At 71.8% G+C, this 17,478-nt stretch carries 15 protein-coding genes and 1 riboswitch; of the genes, 2 read left to right on the forward strand and 13 right to left on the reverse strand.

Features of this window, described 5'->3' with window-relative positions; all coding sequences use genetic code 11:
- Window positions 1-137: 137 nt before the first annotated feature.
- Together VM938_04785 and VM938_04790 are read right to left on the reverse strand one after the other, a co-directional pair.
- Entirely contained in the window at window positions 138-1,280 is a 1,143-nt protein-coding gene (locus VM938_04785) for a CoA transferase (protein HVF74342.1), read from the reverse strand.
- Between the two features lie 16 nt (window positions 1,281-1,296).
- Window positions 1,297-2,379, reverse strand: coding sequence for a 3D domain-containing protein (locus VM938_04790; GenBank protein HVF74343.1), 1,083 nt, complete (start codon window positions 2,377-2,379; stop codon window positions 1,297-1,299).
- A 302-nt stretch (window positions 2,380-2,681) separates the two neighbouring features.
- Here VM938_04790 and VM938_04795 point away from each other — a divergent pair, with 302 nt between their 5' ends.
- Window positions 2,682-3,659, forward strand: a complete 978-nt coding sequence (locus VM938_04795; protein HVF74344.1) for a DUF3097 family protein — start codon at window positions 2,682-2,684, stop codon at window positions 3,657-3,659.
- Window positions 3,660-4,040: 381 nt separating this feature from the next.
- Here the strand turns inward: VM938_04795 and cobT are convergent, their stop codons facing one another.
- The 10 genes from cobT to VM938_04845 all read right to left on the reverse strand — a co-directional run bounded on the left by cobT (window position 4,041) and on the right by VM938_04845 (window position 16,388).
- Window positions 4,041-5,144, reverse strand: coding sequence for a nicotinate-nucleotide--dimethylbenzimidazole phosphoribosyltransferase (gene cobT, locus VM938_04800; protein HVF74345.1), 1,104 nt, complete (start codon window positions 5,142-5,144; stop codon window positions 4,041-4,043).
- Window positions 5,141-6,871: an AAA family ATPase gene (locus VM938_04805; GenBank protein ID HVF74346.1), complete on the reverse strand. Its 1,731-nt coding sequence runs from the start codon at window positions 6,869-6,871 to the stop codon at window positions 5,141-5,143. The genes cobT and VM938_04805 overlap by 4 nt, the downstream gene beginning before the upstream one ends.
- Window positions 6,868-10,260 (reverse strand): cobaltochelatase subunit CobN, encoded by a 3,393-nt coding sequence (locus tag VM938_04810; GenBank protein HVF74347.1) that lies wholly within the window; start codon window positions 10,258-10,260, stop codon window positions 6,868-6,870. Before VM938_04810 ends, VM938_04805 begins: the two co-directional genes overlap by 4 nt.
- Window positions 10,257-11,759 (reverse strand): cobyric acid synthase, encoded by a 1,503-nt coding sequence (locus VM938_04815; GenBank protein ID HVF74348.1) that lies wholly within the window; start codon window positions 11,757-11,759, stop codon window positions 10,257-10,259. The genes VM938_04810 and VM938_04815 overlap by 4 nt, the downstream gene beginning before the upstream one ends.
- Entirely contained in the window at window positions 11,756-12,631 is an 876-nt protein-coding gene (locus tag VM938_04820; protein HVF74349.1) for an aminotransferase class I/II-fold pyridoxal phosphate-dependent enzyme, read from the reverse strand. Before VM938_04820 ends, VM938_04815 begins: the two co-directional genes overlap by 4 nt.
- Complete coding sequence (locus VM938_04825) at window positions 12,628-13,500, reverse strand: CobD/CbiB family cobalamin biosynthesis protein (protein HVF74350.1); 873 nt, start codon at window positions 13,498-13,500, stop codon at window positions 12,628-12,630. The genes VM938_04820 and VM938_04825 overlap by 4 nt, the downstream gene beginning before the upstream one ends.
- Entirely contained in the window at window positions 13,497-14,210 is a 714-nt protein-coding gene (locus tag VM938_04830; GenBank protein HVF74351.1) for an adenosylcobinamide-GDP ribazoletransferase, read from the reverse strand. The genes VM938_04825 and VM938_04830 overlap by 4 nt, the downstream gene beginning before the upstream one ends.
- A complete protein-coding gene (locus tag VM938_04835) occupies window positions 14,207-14,698 on the reverse strand; it encodes a bifunctional adenosylcobinamide kinase/adenosylcobinamide-phosphate guanylyltransferase (GenBank protein HVF74352.1) in 492 nt (163 codons plus the stop codon). Before VM938_04835 ends, VM938_04830 begins: the two co-directional genes overlap by 4 nt.
- Entirely contained in the window at window positions 14,695-15,318 is a 624-nt protein-coding gene (locus VM938_04840) for an adenosylcobinamide amidohydrolase (protein HVF74353.1), read from the reverse strand. Before VM938_04840 ends, VM938_04835 begins: the two co-directional genes overlap by 4 nt.
- Before the next feature lie 14 nt (window positions 15,319-15,332).
- Window positions 15,333-15,513: riboswitch (cobalamin riboswitch) on the reverse strand.
- Window positions 15,495-16,388, reverse strand: coding sequence for a hypothetical protein (locus tag VM938_04845; protein ID HVF74354.1), 894 nt, complete (start codon window positions 16,386-16,388; stop codon window positions 15,495-15,497). Its footprint overlaps the riboswitch before it by 19 nt.
- Window positions 16,389-16,448: 60 nt before the next feature.
- Here VM938_04845 and cobO point away from each other — a divergent pair, with 60 nt between their 5' ends.
- Window positions 16,449-16,973, forward strand: a complete 525-nt coding sequence (gene cobO, locus VM938_04850) for a cob(I)yrinic acid a,c-diamide adenosyltransferase (protein HVF74355.1) — start codon at window positions 16,449-16,451, stop codon at window positions 16,971-16,973.
- A gap of 177 nt (window positions 16,974-17,150) precedes the next feature.
- Here cobO and VM938_04855 read toward each other — a convergent pair.
- Window positions 17,151-17,478: cob(I)yrinic acid a,c-diamide adenosyltransferase (locus tag VM938_04855; protein HVF74356.1), on the reverse strand; the 328-nt coding region annotated here is incomplete at its 5' end.

The raw sequence follows: 17,478 nt of genomic DNA on the forward strand, positions 1-17,478 counted from the left end.
GGTTGCTCCAATGAGTATCGGCGTTTTGGCGCGAAATCCTGAACGCGATGTCCGATCCTTGCCGATTCTTGGGACTTGCCCCCGGCGCCTTGGCCGCCCGGGTTGCGGCGGGCGCGGAACGAACTGGCCAAACGGTGCTACGGGCGCTCTTCGGCCAGGAGGACGCCGGGTTCCACGGCTGACGCATCGAGGTCGAGCCAGTCGCGCAGTACCTCGGTGTTGTGCTCGCCTCGATGGGGCGCGGGGCCGCGCACGCCGCTGTCGGCGTCGGAGAATCGGTACGGCGACTGCACGACCCGCCGCTGCCCGCCGCCTCGGTCGTCGACCTCGGCAGCCATGCGCCGGGCGGTGATCGACGGCTGGTCCACGGCGTCGAACGGCGAGCGCACGTCGCCCCACGCCAGGTCGGCCGCCTCCAGCGCTCGTTTCAGTTGGTCGCGGTCGGCGAACGAGGCCATCCACGCGGCCACCGCCTGGCGCCGATGGACGATCTTGGTGTCGAGGTCGGCACCTTCGGGGCTGGGGTCGGCCACGACGTGGCGCAGTCGCACCCACGTGTTGCGGAACTCGCCCGCTACCAGGATCGGCCCGCCTGGCGCCTCCCACACCTCGCCGCCCAGGCGCCGGATCGGGGAGCGGTCGAGGGCGTGGTGGGCGTAGTCGTCGGTGGCCACCATGGCGTCGAGCATGGCCATGTCGATGTGCTGGCCCGTCCCGGTGGTCGCACGCAGGTGGAGTGCGGCGAGCACGGCGACGAGGCCGTGCAAGGCGGCGTTGGTGTCGGCGATCGACAGCATGGGGTCGGACGCCACGTCGTCGAAGGCCGCCTGACGGCCGATGAGGCCTGCTTCGGCATCGATGACCGGGGCGTAGGCCTGTCGATGGGCGTCGGGGGAGTCGTGGCCGAAACCGGTGACCGACAGCATGACGACGCGCGGGTTGCTTGCAGAGAGAGCGCCGTAGCCCACGCCGAGGCGGTCGGCCACGCCGGGGCGGAAGTTCTCGATCACCACGTCGGCTCGGGCGGCCAGGCGCTGCACGAGGGCGCCGCCGCCTGGCGCTTTGAGGTCGATGCAGACGTCGCGCTTGCCTGCGTTCTGCTGGGTGTAGAAGCCCGAGAGGCCGTGGCGGACCTCGCCCCACACCCGGGTGACGTCGCCCTCGGGCGGTTCGACCTTGACGACGTCGGCGCCGAGGTCGCTGAGTATCCGGCCCGCGAACGGGCCGGACACCACGCGAGACAGGTCGAGGACGCGCAGTCCCGCCAGAGGGAAGGTCACGTCCTCATTCTGTCTGTCAGCCGACGCGCCACACCCGGAGCTCGCGCCGGCCGAAGGCGTTGCACTCGGCCGTCGAGGGCTTCCACACGTCGATGCGGTAGCCGCGGATGTCGCCGCCGGTGTCGGAGGCGATGCGCTCGCCTTGGCCTTCCACAACCACGCGCGTCCCCAGCGGGATGACGCGAGGGTCGACGGCGATGCCCTCCGGCCCCGCCGGGCGTCCCGACGCAGTGGTGCCGCGCAGGGCGTAGCAGGTGGCGGTGAAGACGCCGAGGTCGTGGCGCCGTCGGCCCGTCGCCAGCCAGTAGCCGTTGCGCCCGCGGGCGATCGCCAGGTCGACGACGGGTGCGGGCGGCGGGTTGCCTCCGAGCGAGCCGGCGAAGGCGGCGTCGCCGAAGGTGAAGACCCCGCCGTCGGCGGCGGCCAACCAATAGCCGCGCCCGGTGCTCGTCGCTGCCGTGGCCACGATGGGCGCCTGGAGGCGTTGGCCTCCGAGCGAGCCGTGGAAGCCCGCGTCGCCGAAGGCGAACACGCCGCCGTCGGCGGCTGCCAGCCAGTAGCCGCGTCCGGTGGGCGTCGCCGCCGCCGACACGATCGGCGCTTGCAGGTGCTGCCCGCCGAGCGAGCCATGGAAGGCGGCGTCGCCGAAGGTGAAGACGCCGCCGTCCTCGCCCACCAACCAGTAGCCGTGGCCGGTGCGCGTGGGGGCCATGGCGACGATGGCGCGGTTGAGGTGTTGTCCGCCGGTGGAGCCTGCGAACCGAGCGTCGCCGTAGGTGAAGATGCCGCCGTCGGAGGCCACCAACCAGTAACCGTTGCCGGTGGGCGTGGCTGCCATGTCGACGATGGGACGGTTCAACGGGCGGCCCGCCGCCGAGCCGTGGAACGGTGCGTTGTAGGTGAACACGCCGCCGTCGGCGGCGGCCACCCAGTAGCCGTCGCCGTTGCGGGCCGACGCCAGTGCGACGGCACCGGCGGCGGCGTTCTCGCCGGGCTGGCCGTGGTGGGGCGCCTCGCCGAAGGCATGAACTGCGCCTTCGCCGGGAGCGGCCACCGAGGTGTCGGGGGCCGCCAGGGTTGCAACTGCTCCGAGCGTCACGGCGGCGGCTGCACGCGCGCGACGAATGGGTCGAGGGGTCATGCGGAGTTCCCTTCTTTCATCGGGGCGCCGACCCGCGCTCCGGTCAGGATCACGGAGGGGGAAGCGGCGTCGCGGAGTTCTCGACCTACAAGGGAGAAGGCCCGAGAACCGGGGTTTCAGTGCACCGGGGACGGTCTCAGGGACGGTCGCCCCGTCGGCGCTGTCGAGGGCCGACCCGCGTGCGGCCTCGTATTACAGGCTTGTCACTTTGCCGTCGGGTGCGCAAGTCGGCGGAATCCGGCCGCTACCGTCGTCGTCTTGTGACGCAGCGGTGGAACGGCAACGGGGTACTCGGCGGACCGGTCGACGGGCCCTTGCGGATGGCGGTCGAATACCCGGCGGTGGAGGCCGAGCCCGGCCTGGCCGTCGTGCACCGGGCGTCACGCTTCGGCGGCCGCGTCGTGCGCTTCGACGCCGACTGCGTGGTGTTGCGAGGGCCGGTGGGATCGGAGCGGTTGTTCCGACTGGTCCCGGGGGCCTTCGACGTGGAGGGGCGGGCGGTGACGCTGGTGCGACCCCGTGCGAGTGCGGGCGGCGGCGGTGTGGCTCGCACGGCGTCGGGGTCGGTGGCCGTGGCCGGAGCGCCGGCGCGGGTGGCGCGTGCGGGGCGCATCGTGGTGGAAGGCGTGCACGACGCCGAACTGGTCGAGAAGGTGTGGGGCGACGACCTGCGGGTGGAAGGCGTCGTGGTCGAACGCCTCGACGGTGTCGACGTGTTGGTCGACGTGGTGCGGTCGTTCGCTCCGGCCCGGGGGCGGCGACTGGGGGTGCTGGTCGACCACTTGGTGCCGGGGTCGAAGGAAGCCCGGCTGGCGGCGGCCGTCTCCCATCCGCATGTGCTGGTGACGGGGACGCCCTATGTCGACGTGTGGCAGGCCATCCGCCCGTCGGTGGTAGGCATCGACGCGTGGCCGGTGGTGCCTCGGGGCACGCCTTGGAAGGAGGGCGTGTGCGCCTTCTTCGGTGAGCCGGAGCCGGGCCGGCTGTGGAAGCGGCTGCTGGGCTCGGTCCGTTCCTACGCCGACTTGGAGCCGTCGTTCGTGGGTGCGGTGGAGTCGTTATCGACTTCGTCACCGAGCCGGTGGACTAGCGGGCGAACAAGGCGGCCAGCAGCCCGGCCATCGTCAGGTTTGTGCCGACGAGGAACACGGTGTGGGTGCGGACGACCTTGTGCAGTTCGGATCGGACAGATTCGACTTCGGACTTGGTCGCCATTGTCCCGAACTGGATGGCCATGACCTCCTGGAGGTGCGCGAACTCCGACCGCAGCAACCCCGACTCCGCCTTGACCTCACCCCGGAGCTGGGCGATGTCCGCCTTCACCTCGGCACGCAGGTGGTTGATGTCCGCCTTCACCTCGGCACGCAGGTGGTTCATGTCAGTGTTCGTCGCGGCCTGCAGGTGCGCGAGGTCGTCCTTGGTGGCAATGTCGGCCCACCCGACGGGTGGCAGGTGCTCCATCAAGGTGCCCGCGTCCTCGTCGCCCATCAGCTCCTCCAGCCGCTGGTGCATCCGGTGCCGACTTCCCTCGGTGATCGCCATGGTTCTCCCTTTGCAGAATCCCACTTGCAGAGGGGAACGCTGAGGCGAGTTCCCGAGCCGTTTTCGATAGTACGCGGTCAGTCGTTGCCTGTCACGGACGTATGTATGGGGCCGACCGACGCATCGTGTTCGGTCACGCCTGCGCCGTCGAAGGTGGCCATCTCCCGCAGGACGGCGGCGGCCGCCTGCAGGAGCGGCAGCGCCAGGACTGCGCCGGTTCCCTCGCCTAGCCGGAGGCCGAGGTCGAGCAACGGCTCCAAGCCGAGGTGGGCAAGGGCCACAGTCGCGCCCGGCTCGCTCGAGCGGTGGCCTGCGAAGCAGTGGCGGCTGACGCCAGGAGCGAGGGCGTCGGCCACGACGAGAGCGGCGGCGGCGATGACGCCGTCGACCACCACCGGCACCCGCGCGGCCACGCCACCGACCACAAAGCCGGCTAAGGCGGCGATCTCCAGGCCGCCGACGGCGGCGAGGACCTCGACTGGTGGCGCGCCGGGATCGAGGCGCGCCAGAGCGTCGTCGATCACGCCGGCCTTGTGGGCGAGGGTGGCGTCGTCGATGCCGGTGCCCCGTCCCGTGACGTCGGCTGCGGGGCGGCCGGTGAAGGCGGCGATGAGGGCGGCCGACGGCGTGGTGTTGCCGATGCCCATGTCGCCGGTGAGCAGGCAGCGAGCGCCGTCGGCGACGCAGCGCTCGGCCACCTCGACGCCGACGTCGAGGGCGGCGCGCGTTTCCTCGACCGTCATGGCGGGTTCGTGGGCCAGGTTGCGAGTGCCGCGGCGCACGTTGTGCCGCCACAGGTTGTCGGCAGTGGCGGCGATGTCGGACGCCACCCCCACGTCGACCACCACGACCTGCACGCCGGCTTGTCGGGCGAGGACGTTGACGGCGGCGCCACCGGCGCAGAAGTTCGCCACCATCTGCGCCGTCACTTCCGACGGCCACGGGGTGACGCCCTCGGCCACCACGCCGTGGTCGCCCGCGAACACGACGACGGTGGCGGGGCTCGGCATCGGCGGCGGGCTGGTGCCTGCGATGGCGGCCAGTTGCACGCCCGCCGCTTCCAGCCGGCCGAGGGCGCCACGGGGCTTGGTCAGGCGGTCGTGGTGGGCGGCGGCTGCTGCGGCGGCGGCCGGGTCGAGCGGGGTGATGCGGGCGACGGCGGCGTCGAAGCGGCTGGTCATTGCACGGCCTCCCGGATGGCAGTCTCCACGGCGGCGGCGGTGAGCTGCGCCAGTGGGAGGTAACGGGCGTTCATGGTCGCGGCGAGGTCGCGGGCCAAGCCGAGGCGGGTGTGGCCGTCCTCGGCGTCGAGCACCACGGCGTCGATGTTGCGTCGCCGCACGGCGAGGGCAGCCTGGTGGGCGGCCTCGACGGGGTCGGTGCCGTCGGGCGCGGCGGTGGCACGGCCGTCGCTGACGAGCACGACCAGCGGGCGGTGCGCGCTGTCGCGAGCGGTCGCCGTTGTCGCCAGGTCGAGGGCGGCGAGGAGGCCGGCGGCCAGCGGCGTGCGACCGCCGGTGGGCAGCTCGGCCAAGCGAGCCCGCGCCACTTCGACACTGCTGGTGGGGCGCAACGCCACTGCGGCGTCGTCGCCGCGGAACGACACCAGCGCCACGCGGTCGCGCCGTTGGTAGGCGTCGAGGAGCAGGCCGACGACGGCGCCCTTCACCGCCTCCATGCGCCGCTCCGCGCCCATCGAGCCTGAGGCATCGACGGCCAGCACGATGAGGTTGCCCGCCCGCTGCTCGCGCACCGCCTCGCGCAGGTCGGCACGCCGGAGCCGTGCTTCGTCGTCGGGGTCGAGGGCGCGGCGCACAGCGGCGGCCTGTGCGGTGGCGGCGACGGCGACCGCCGTGACGATGCCGTCGGGAGCGCGGGTGTCGACCAGGCGGCCGCGTGGCCCTTCGACGGTCGAACGTCGACCCGCGCTCTCGCTCAGTGCGTTGTGCCTCGCCGCGCTGAGGCGCACGACCGACGGGGGCGGGTCGTCGGGTGCAGCCACTCGTTCCTCGTCGTTGCGGGCTTCGGTGTCGTCGGGTTCCTGCAGCGCGTCGTCGATCTCTTGCTGGTCGATGCCTGCGTCGTCGAGGGGCGACCGGCGCCGGCGGTGGGCCAGGGCGAGGGGCGCCACCCGGCGCACATCGTCGACCGTCGCTTCCGAGCGTCCTTCCCAGCCCGCCAGCGCCGCCGCGGCCCGGCAGATGACGAGGTCGGCCCGCAGCCCTTCGGCGCCGACGCTGACGCAGAGGCGGGTGACGGTGTCGATGAGGTCGTCGGGGACGCGGCCGGAACGGGTGTCGCGCAGACGGCGCCGCAGCTCGCCGCCGTCGCCCTCGTTTGTTTCACCGCGGTCGAAGGCAAGGCGGCGCCGCACGATCTCGGCCCGCTCGGCCGGGTCGGTCGGAGCAGTGACGTCGACGGCGAGGCCGAAGCGGTCGAGCAACTGCGGGCGCAGGTCGCCCTCTTCGGGGTTCATCGACCCGATGAGCACGAAGCGGCTCGGGTGGCTGTGGGAGATGCCGTCGCGCTCCACCCGGTTGACGCCCGACACAGCCACGTCGAGCAGCACGTCGACCAAGTGGTCGGGCAGGAGGTTGACCTCGTCGACGTAGAGCACGCCGCCGTGGGCCGCGGCCAGCAAACCGGGGCGGAAGCGGTGCTCGCCCTGGGTCAGCGCCGCTTCGATGTCGAGGGCGCCGACGACGCGGTCCTCGGTTGCGCCCACCGGCAACTCCACGAAGGGGGCGTCGTCGGCCAGCAGGCCCGCCAGGCCGCGAGCGAGGGTCGACTTGGCGCTGCCTTTCTCGCCCCGCAGGAGGACGCCGCCGATGGCCGGGTCGACGGCGGCCAGGAGCAGGGCCAGCTTCACGTCCTCCTGCCCGACCACGTCGTGGAACGGGAACCTCATCGCATCTCCTCCCAACCCTCGGCCTCGAGCAGCGCGGCGCGCAACGTCGACAGCGCTCGCTCGGATGCATCCCACAGCCCGCGCTCGTTGGCTTCCAACAGCCGCTCGGCCATCGACCGCAGCGCCCACGGGTTCGATTGCTCGAGGAACTTCCGCACGCCGGGGTCGGCCACGTAGGCCTCGGTGACCCGCTCGTACATCCAGTCCTCCACCACGTGGGCGGTGGCGTCGTAGCCGAAGAGGTAGTCGACGGTGGCGGCCAACTCGAAGGCGCCCTTGTAACCGTGCTGCTGCATGGCGCCGATCCACTTGGGGTTGAGCACCCGGGTGCGCACGACGCGCGCCGCTTCTTCGGCCAGGCTGCGGACCTTGGGCTGCGCGGGATCGGCGGAGTCGCCGAACCACGCCTTGGGCTCGACACCGCCGCGCAAGGCCCGGATGGTGGCGATCATGCCGCCGTGGTCCTGCAGGTAGTCGTCGGAGTCGAAGATGTCGTGCTCGCGGTTGTCCTGGTTCTTGACCGCCACCTCGATGGCGGTGAAGCGTCGGCGCATGGCTTCGACGGCGGGCACGCCCATGCCCGAGCGGCCGTACGAATAGCCGCTCCACGTCTCGTACACGGCGGCCAGGTCGGCGTCGTCGCTCCACTGGCGCGACTCCAGCAACGGCAGGATGCCCGAGCCGTACGCACCGGGCTTGGCCCCGAAGATGCGGGGGTCGTCGTCGAAGCCCGCCAGCCGGAAGGCGTCGTCGAGCAGTTGGATGAGGTGGGGGAAGGCGTCGCGGAAGAACCCGGAGATGCGCAGGGTGACGTCGATGCGGGGGCGCCCCAACTCCTCGTCGGCGATCAGTTCCAACCCGGTGACCCGGCCCGACTCCGCCGCCCACACGGGACGGACGCCGAGCAGGGCGAGTGCCTCGGCGACGTCGTCGCCCGCCGTGCGCATGGCCGCCGTGCCCCACACCACCAGGCCGACCGTCTCCGGGTAGCGCCCCTCTTCTGCGAGGTGCCGCTCGACGAGCGCGTCGGCCAGCTTGCACCCCACGTCCCATGCCAGTTGTGACGGCAGTGCCTTGGGGTCGACGGAGTAGAAGTTCCGCCCCGTCGGTAGGACGTGCGCCATGCCGCGGGTGGGCGCGCCGCTCGGTCCCGAGGGGACGAAGCGACCGTCGAGGGCCGCCAACGTGTTGTCGATCTCGTCGGACGTGCGGTGCAACGCCGGGACCAGGCGTTCGCACACCCACCGCAACGTCGGGTGCTCGCCGTCGTACTGCCACCCCGCGGTTTGCACGTCGGCCAGTGCGGCTCTGGCCTCCGCTTCGGCGGCGTCGGTATCGCGCAAGGTGCCGTCGGTGGGCCGTCGCAGCGCGGGCACACTGCCCTGCGGCAGTCGGGTCATCGCCAGGACCAAGTCGAGCTCGCCTTCGCCCTCCGGCGCTCGACCGAGGGTGTGCAGCCCGCCCCGGATGCGAGCGTCTTTCAGCTCGCACAGGTAGCCGTCGACGTGCAGCAGCAGGTCGTCGAAGGCGTCGCCGTCGGGTGCCTCGTCGAGGCCTAGGTCACGGTGCAGTTCCGCTTGCACCAGGAGGTCCCACACCTTGGCCCGGATGGCCGGGAGCTTGGCGGGATCGAGGGAGGCCACCTGGGCGTACTCGTCGAGCAACGACTCCAGGCGAGCCAGGTCGTCGTAGGTCTCCGCCCGCGTCATGGGAGGGAGCAGGTGGTCGATCACCACCGCATGCGCCCGTCGTTTGGCCTGCGTGCCCTCGCCCGGGTCGTTGACCACGAACGGGTAGACCAGCGGCAGGTCGCCCAAGGCGATGTCGGGGTAGCACGTAGCCGACAGGCCCACGCCCTTGCCGGGCAGCCATTCCAAGGTGCCGTGCTTGCCCGCGTGCACGACGGCGTGCGCGCCCCACCCCCGCTCCAACCACCGGTAGAAGGCGAGGTAGTGGTGCGTCGGCGGCAGGTCGGGGGAGTGGTACACGGCGATGGGGTCGTCACCGAAGCCGCGCGGCGGTTGCACGGTGACGAGCACCCCTCCGAGGTCGAGCCCCGGGAAGACGAACTCGCCCTCGTGCACGTACGCCCGTCCCGGTGTCTCACCATGTGAGATGAGCAACTCATCTCGGATAGTGAGATCGAGCGAGGCAAACCATTCTGCGTACTGCGATGCCGCCCACCGGCCCGGCGCCCGCCGGAGTTGTTCGGTGGTGAGCGTCTCCTTCTCGTAGGAAAAGGCGTCGATGAGCTCGGCCATGAGGGCGTCACCGTCGTCGGGCACCCGGTCGACGCGGTACCCGGCGTCACGCAGCGCGTGGAGCAACGCCACCACGGAGGCGGGGGTGTCGAGGGCGACGGCGTTGCCGATCCGACTGCGCTTGGTCGGGTAGGCCGAAAGCACCACGGCGACTCGCCGCTCGTCGACCGGCACATGGCCCAGCCGAGCCAAGCGTGTGGCGATGCCCGCCACCCTGGCCACGCGGTCGGGCCGGGTGCGGTAGGCGGTGACCGGCGCGCCGAGGTCGTCGCCGTCGTCGACCGTCTCCTTGAACGAGAACGGCACGGTCACGATGCGCCCGTCGAACTCGGGGATGGCGACGGCCATGGCCACGTCGATCGGGGTCAGGCCGCTGTCGCTCGCCTCCCAGGCAGCGGACGGCTGCGTGGCTGCGACGGCCTGCACCACGGGCACGCCCAAGTGCGCCATGGCGCCGGGGTCCCAGTCGTCGCCGTCGGCGGAGCCTGCGGCGAGCACGGTGGTGACCACGGCGTCGCAGCCCCGCAGCAGCTCGAGGTCGATACCGTCGCGAAGCGAGTAGCAGTAGACGGGGCGGGCGTTGGCCCCGGCGGCTTCGATGCCGTCGCACAGGTCGGTGACGAACTGCGTGTTCCCGCTGAGCAGGTGCGCGCGGTAGAAGACGACGCCAACGGTGGGGCGGGAAGGGTCGTACGACGGGCTGCCGAACACCCCGGTGGCAGGCACCTCGACCGGCGGCGCCGCTGGCAACCCGGCCACGAAGCGGAGCAACTGCTCGATGTTGTCGAGCCCGCCCGCGGCCAGGTAGGCAAAGGCCTGGGTGACGGCGGCAGGCACCGCCGTACTCAATGCCGTGAGCTCGGCATCGGGCGCCGCTTCGCCGCCGAAGGCCAGCAGCGGCACGTTGCGGGCGACGCATGCCTGTCGCAGGTCGTCGAACTGCTCTTCCCAGGCGCGGCGGCCACCGAGCAGTCGCACCAACACCGCTTGGACTCCCTCGATCGAGGGCGCAGCGGCGAGGTGCGACGGGTTGGCGGCCCGTACCCGAGGAAAGCCTTCGGGCAGCCCTTCGATCACCGAGCGCAGGGCCAAGATCTCGGTGTCGGCGTTGGTCAGGAACAGGATCACGAGCGGAGGCAGCCTTCCGAGATGATGCGATCGAGGGCGTCGAGGTCGAGGGCGGCTTCGAGCACGTCGGCCAAGCGGTCGAACTGCGCCTCGCGGGCCTTGGCGAACGACACGCCTGCGGGCACGAACGACTTGTCGCGCCGACGCCCGACCTCGGTGAGGAACACAGCCCGGAACCCGTCGTCCTCGAAGACGCCGTGCAGCGAGGTGCCCAGCACCGACGCGTCCTCCAGGTCGACGGCGCCCTCGTCCTCGCTGCCGTACACGTCGTCGAGGTGCAGCCAGCCGGCAGAACGTGCGCCGCGGGTGACGATCCCGTGGTGGATCTCGTAGCCGGTGACGCGAGCGCCCATGGCGTGCCCGCGGCGCTGGCGGGTGATCTTGTCGGGAGCGAAGGTGGTCTCCACGTCGAGCCACCCGAGGCCGTCGACCGTTCCTCGTCCCGACTCCACGTCGTCGTGCAGGCGGCGGCCGAGCATCTGGTAGCCCCCGCAGACGCCTAGCACCAACGTGCCCCGACGACGGAGGCGGTCGATGGCACGGTCGAGGCCCCGTCCTCGCAGCCAGTCGAGGTCGGCGACGGTCGCCTTGCTGCCGGGCAGCACGACGAGGTCGGGCTCGCCGAGGGCGGCGGCGTCGTCGACCAAGCGAACGCCGACGCCGGGTTCGATGGAGAGTGCATCGAGGTCGGTGAAGTTGGAGATGCGAGGCAGTCGGACGGCAGCGATGTCGAGGCTGTCGCCCTTGGCCTCGCCCAGCGGCCGCGGCCGGCGGCCCGACAACGACAACGAGTCTTCGGCGTCGAGGGCGACGTCGTGTACGTAAGGGACGACGCCCAAGGTGGGCACGCCGCAGTGCCGTTCCAACTCGGCCAGGCCGTCACCGAGCAGCGCCGGGTCGCCGCGGAACTTGTTGATGACGAAGCCCTTGACGCGAGCGCGGTAGTGGTCGGGCAGCAAGGCCACCGTCCCGTAGAGCGCGGCGAACACGCCGCCCCGGTCGATGTCGCCGACCACGATGGCGGGCAGGTCGGCCTCGTGGGCCAGGCGCAGGTTCACGATGTCGTGGTCGAGGAGGTTGATCTCGGTGGGACTGCCTGCGCCCTCGACGATCACCACGTCGAACCGTCGGCGCAGGTCGTCGAGTGAGTCGAGCACGGTCTGCAGCAGCTGCGGCTTGTGCTCGTGGTACTCGACAGCGCTCATGTGGGCCAGCGGCCTGCCGAGCACGACGACCTGGCTCGTCCGCTCGCCGGTCGGCTTCAGCAGGATCGGGTTCATGGCCGCTTCCGGCTCGATGCCCGCGGCCAGCGCCTGCACTCCTTGGGCCCGGCCGATCTCATGGCCGCTCGGCGTCACGTAGGAGTTGAGCGCCATGTTCTGGGCCTTGAACGGCGCCACCTTCACGCCGCGTCGGGCGAGTAGGCGACACAGCGCAGTGACGACCGAGCTCTTGCCCGCGTCGCTGGTCGTGCCGCACACCATCAGCCCGCCGGTCACGAGAGTGCCTCCGCCAGGCGGGCCAGGCCGTGCTCGTCGGGCACGGCGATGCGCACCCGGTCGGGCAGGCCGAACGCCGTGCAGTCGCGCACGACAATGCCGTGCTTCACCAGCTCGGCGTAGACGTCGTTGCACACGACGTAGTTGGCGTCGGAGGGCAGTGGGTCGAGGCCGTGGTCCGTCAGCAAGGCGAGCAATTGCGCTCGCAGCGTGGCGACGGCACGCGCGCTCACAAGCAGGTCGACGGTGTCGAGCAGGTCGGGAAGGGCGGCGCACACCAAGCCGTTCGCCGACCACTGCGGTTGGCGCTGACGGAGACGCTCGATCGTGGCGGCGTCGGCGAGCACGTAGCCGACGCGCAAGCCAGGGCACGCGAGCAGCTTGGTCAACGAGCCGATGACGACAGCGTCGGCATCGCCGCGGGTCCACCGGCCGGTGGCCAACGGGTAGAAGGCCTCGTCCCACACGTCGGCGCGTTGCTCTGCGTCGGCCAGTCGGCCCGTGGGGTTGTGCGGGTTGGACCGGAAGCGGGCGCCGGTGGGATCGAGCACGGGGAGGTACCGCCGGTACAGGGCGAAGTCGCACTCGTCGGCCCATCCGGCGTGCACGTCGGCGGCCACCAAGGCGATGGCTTCGGCGCCGCCGTTGGTGAGCAGCAGCCGGTCGACCTCCACGTCCATGGCGTCGGCCAGCGCTGCGGTGGCGCGCGTGGGGTCGGGGTAGCGGCTGAGGGCGTCGAGGTGGCGGGCGACGATCCGGGTGGGATCGGGCGCCACCGGGTTGAGGCTGGCCGACAGGTCGAGCACGTCGTCGGGGTCGAGCCCGAGCGCTTGCGCCACGGCGCGGGCGTTGCCCCCGTGTTCGCTGATCACGACCGCACCGCCAATCCCGCGGCCAACGCCGCCGTCACGTGTTGCGACAGGCGGATGGCGCGGCCGATGTCGTGCGGCTCGGGAGGTCGCCCGTCGCCCATCGGCGGTCGCAGCTCCACCCGCTCGCCGTACCGCGATTCTCCGCCGAGTCGGAGCCCAAGGGCGGCGGCGAACGCGGCCTCGGCAACCCCGGCGTTGGGCGACGGATGGTGCGGTGCGTCGCGACGCACGGCCTGCACGACGGAAACGGCGGCCCGTGGTCGCACTGCTGCCACGAGGAAGGCGGTGGCGCGCGCCGGCACGAAAGCGGCGGCGTCGTCGAGGCGGGCCGACGCCCACCCGAAGCGGGCGTAGCGCGGCGAACGATGGCCGACGATGGCGTCCAACGTGTTGGTCGCTCGATGGGCAAAGGCGCCGGGAGCACCTGCGGCCATGGCCCACAGGGCGGGCGCCACCACGGCGTCGACGGTGTTCTCCGCCACCGACTCGACGGCGGCGCGAGCGATGTCCTTGGCGTCGAGGCCTGCGGGGTCGCGTCCCACCAGTGCGGGGAGGAGCCGGCGCGCTTCGTCGAGGTCGTCGGCGTCGAGGGCGACGGCGACAGCGTCGGCCGCCTGCCACAGGGCCCGGCCCGCGACGGCGACGTACGTGGCCAGGGCCGTGGAGCGCACGACCACTCCTGCCGCCGCGCCGATGCCGACCCCGACTGCTGCATGGCGCGCCCCTGCCGCACGGGTGTCGCGGTAGAGGCGGTGTTCCACGGCGCGCACCGTCCGCCCGAACAGGGCGACGGGGTGCGGCCGCACGGGCGGCTCCCCGAGCACCATGTCGGCCACCAGGCCCAAGGCCACGGCCCGGCCGCGGCTCACCATCGGGCCGCCGCCACGACGAGGCCGACGGTTTCGCCGACCAAGCCGGCCGCGCCCAACACGTCACCGGTGAAGCCGCCCAGCCGTCGGCGGGCGAGCAGGACGACGCCCGCGGCCGCGGCCAGGGCCCACAGGACTGCGAGCGGGCCGATGATCGGCCGCCAGCCGGCGGCCAACAACAGTGCGGCGGGCAGCCCGAGGGCGATCACGGGCTCGTTGCCTCCGGGTCCGAACGCGGTGGCCAGGCCGCCCGCGGGCCGGGCGTACGGAACTCGCGTCATCGTCACCGCCATGGCCGTGCGCGACGCGCACCACAGCCCGGCGAGCAGGAAGGGCGCGGGGTTGAGCGTGGCCAGGGCGCCCCAGCGCAGGGCGAACACGGCGACGGCCACCCACACGCCGAAGGCGCCGGCATCCGGTGCCGCCATGACCTCGAGGCGGCGGTGGCGATCGAGGTGGGGCAACAGCCCGTCGGCGCTGTCGACCAAGCCGTCGGCGTGGAGCAGCCCGGTCACGCCCAGGTCGGCCACGACGACCAAGGCGGCGGCCACCAACGGCGACCACGCTTCGGCGGCCAGCCACCACACGCCACCCAGCGCCAGGCCGAGCACCACGCCCACCGTGGGGAACCACATCACCGCGTCCCGAGCGGGGTCTGCGGCGCCCCCGAACGGCGTCAGGAAGGCGACGGCGCGGCGTGCGCCGTTCACGGGCGCTCCAAGGGAAGCACCCGACCGGCCACGACGAACAACACGTCGTCGGCGATAGCGGCGACCGCCTGGTTCAACGTGCCCAAGGCATCGCGGAAGCGGCGACCGACCTCGGTCGAGGGGTGCACGCCGAGCCCGACTTCTTCTGACACGACGACGGTGACGCCCTGGCGGGTGCGCAGCGCGGCGCACAGCTCGCCACCGTCGACGGCAAAGCCTTCGGCCCCAGCCACCCACGTGCCCAGCGCATCGAGGAGCACGGGCCCTGGCAACGAGCGCAGCACGTCGGCCAGATCGGCGCCCGCTTCGACCGTCGACCATGTGGCGGGACGGCGCGCCTGGTGGGCGGCGATGCGGGCGCCCATGTCGGGGTCGTCGGCCGCGGCACCGGTCGCCACGTAGGTGACGTCGTCGCCGAGGCGAGCGGCGAGAGCTTCGGCCACCGCCGACTTGCCCGACCGGGCACCGCCGAGCACGAGCGTGATCACCGGGTGGCGCCCGCCAGGACGGCGGCGTGCACGGCGCGGGCGAGGCGTGCGCCCCACACCGAGCGAGGGCCGCCGAAGTCGTGCGGACGCCCTTCTTCGGGGCACACGATGCACAGGGCGTCGGTGGCGGTACCGGTGCCGGCGATGCCGGCGTCCCACAGCGCCTGGGTCTTGGCCTCGGTGGCCGTGGCCACGGCATTGACCAAGGCGGCGTCGCTGAGCCGCTCGGGCAGCGACACCACGATGTTGATGGTGCCGACCATCGGCATGCGGCCGGCCTCGTCGGGTGCGGCGGCGCGGATCGGGTGGCCGAGGCCAAGCGTCGCCTGCACGGCGACGCCGCCGTCGGAGCCTGTGGTGAACGAGCGCACGTCGGCTGCCGTCAGCAGGCCCACGCCGCGGCCCGGCAGGCCCAACGAGACGCCGATCTTGCCTAGGTGGTGGTCAGGGTCGCGGCGGGCGTACTTGGCAGGCACCTGGGCGTTGAGCACCCAGCGACGGGTGCCGATGCCGCCGCCGTGGGGCGCGGTGGCGATGGCCCGCATCACCGCAGGGAAACGCCATACCAGGGCGGGAAGGTCGACCGACCCTTCGCGCCGCACACGAATCTGGAAGTCCATACGTCCTCGCGTTGTCCGAGCCGTCTCGGGCAGGCAGGTTTCCTGGCTCCCGGATCGCGGCGCCCCCCGGCCTTCCCGCCCTTTCGGGCCGTGGCCATCGGTGGGAGTTGCTCCTCGGTGACAGTTGCGGGACAGCCCCGGACTCGCACCGGGTTCCCTGCGCTACGGCCGTCACTCTACGGCATCTCGACAACCCACTCCGCGTGCGCTGTCTGGGGATGGCGGCCGTCGCAGGCGGTGGTGGTGACGGCCGCTCGCACGACGAATCGTCCCGACCCCACGAACTGGTGGTGCATCTCCAGCGAGTGCGGGTACTCCTCGCCGCGCGGCAGGTGGCGCATCGGGCTGCTGCAGTCCTGGCGCGGGTTTGCTGTCACCATCGTTGTGGGCTTCCCGTCGCCCCAGTCGAACGTCACGTGACCGAGGTAGCCGTCATGGTCGAACGCCTCGACTCTGAACATGCGGCCGATGTAGCCGCCGGGCTGGGTGTTCACGACCTCTTGGACGGTGGCGCGAGGGGTGTGCCGTAGGTTCGGCGCGATCGGCCCTGCGACCACGTCGATCCAACCGTTTGCCGTCGCTTCGTAACGCTGCGTGCAGGTAAATGCCTCGAACCGGCCGACGACGCGGTGACGGCCGGGAGCCTCGATGGTGAACTGCGTGACGTTTGTCGTCGTCTTGGGCGAAGGCTGCGAAGTCGGCGGTGCGTCGGGGCGGGTGGGTCCTCGTGCGCAGGTCATGTTCGACTGGCCGCCTCGCCTCTCACCGATGTGAATGTGCCCGGAGTAGCTCTTGCCGAGCGCGTCTGTCGCCGTGAGTCGGGCCGTGACCGTCTCGCCGACGACCGGTGTGGCGGGGCGTATCTCCACTCGTCGTGTGATGACCTCGTTGTCTTCCTCGAACACGGCAGTCGGCGTCGTCGAGGCTTCGTCCCATGGGATGACGACTTCCGGGGCCTCGTGCCACCCGGGGGCGTCGTATCGGTAGGCGCTGTACGACGGCGTGCCGGCGACAGCGACGAGAACGGCCACGACAGCGGCAAGGCCGGCCCGCTGTCGGATTGTGTGCATCGGCATGCCCCCCTCTCCCGACTTCGTATTCGCCACGCGCCGCACGGATACCCTGCGGCCATGCCTCGCCCGCAGTCGCTCGTCCTGCTCAACACCGGACACGGGAAGGGCAAGTCGTCGGCCGCCTTCGGCGTGATGACGCGGGGGTGGGCTCGGGGCTGGAAGGTCGGCGTCGTCCAGTTCATCAAGGGCGGCAAGTGGAAGACCGGCGAGCGCAAGCTGGCCGAGCACCTCGACATCGAGTGGCACACCCTTGGTGACGGCTTCACGTGGGAATCCACCGACCTCGACGAGACGATGGCCAAGGGCCAGCACGCCTGGGCGGTGGCGGCCGAGAAGCTGGCCTCGGGCGACTACGACCTGCTCATCCTCGACGAGCTCACCTACGCCGTGAAGTACGGGTGGGTGCCGGTGGACGAGGTGGCCGACGCCATCCGCAACCGGGCGCCGAAGACGTCGGTGGTGATGACCGGGCGCGACGCGGCCGACGAGCTGGTCGAGGTGGCCGACACGGTAACCGAGATGCGCAAGGTCAAGCACGCCTACGACCAGGGCATCGGCGCCAAGAAGGGCATCGAGTACTGAGCGGCGCGCGGCGCGGGCGGCCAGGTCGTCCATGACGACCAGTTGGCGGTCCATGCACTGGACGGCCCATGCCTCGCGTTTGCTCAGCTCGATCGGCTCCCCCACGCCCCCGACTCTACCGCCGAATGTCAATAGCGCGCTGCGTCCAGGCAGTCGGGGGGCGGCGCCCCCCGAGGGTCAGTACTCGATGCCCTTCTTGGCCTTGATGCCCTGGTCGTAGGCGTGCTTGACCTTGCGCATCTCGGTGACCGTGTCGGCCAGTCCGACCAGCTCCTCGGGCGCGTCCCGGCCGGTGATGACGACGTTGGTGTGCGCCGCCCGCCCGCGCACGCCCTCGACGCCGTCGGCCACGTCGACCCAGCCGTACTTCACTGCGTACGTGAGCTCGTCGAGGATCAGCAGGTCGAAGTGGCCCGACGCCAGTTTCGCCGCGGCCACGTCCCAGGCGTGACGGCCCTTGGCCGCCGTCTCGTCGAGGTCGGTGGACTCCCACGTGAACCCGTCG

This window comes from Acidimicrobiales bacterium (assembly GCA_035536915.1).
Classification (GTDB): domain Bacteria; phylum Actinomycetota; class Acidimicrobiia; order Acidimicrobiales; family JAHWLA01; genus JAHWLA01.

Bases quoted from the DNA above. Each gene is read 5' to 3' on its own strand.
- cobT (HVF74345.1), bottom strand. From the start codon at position 5,144: ATGACCAGCCGCTTCGACGCCGCCGTCGCCCGCATCACCCCGCTCGAC.
- VM938_04805 (HVF74346.1), bottom strand. From the start codon at position 6,871: ATGAGGTTCCCGTTCCACGACGTGGTCGGGCAGGAGGACGTGAAGCTG.
- VM938_04840 (HVF74353.1), bottom strand. From the start codon at position 15,318: ATGGACTTCCAGATTCGTGTGCGGCGCGAAGGGTCGGTCGACCTTCCC.
- VM938_04845 (HVF74354.1), bottom strand. From the start codon at position 16,388: ATGCACACAATCCGACAGCGGGCCGGCCTTGCCGCTGTCGTGGCCGTT.
- cobO (HVF74355.1), top strand. From the start codon at position 16,449: ATGCCTCGCCCGCAGTCGCTCGTCCTGCTCAACACCGGACACGGGAAG.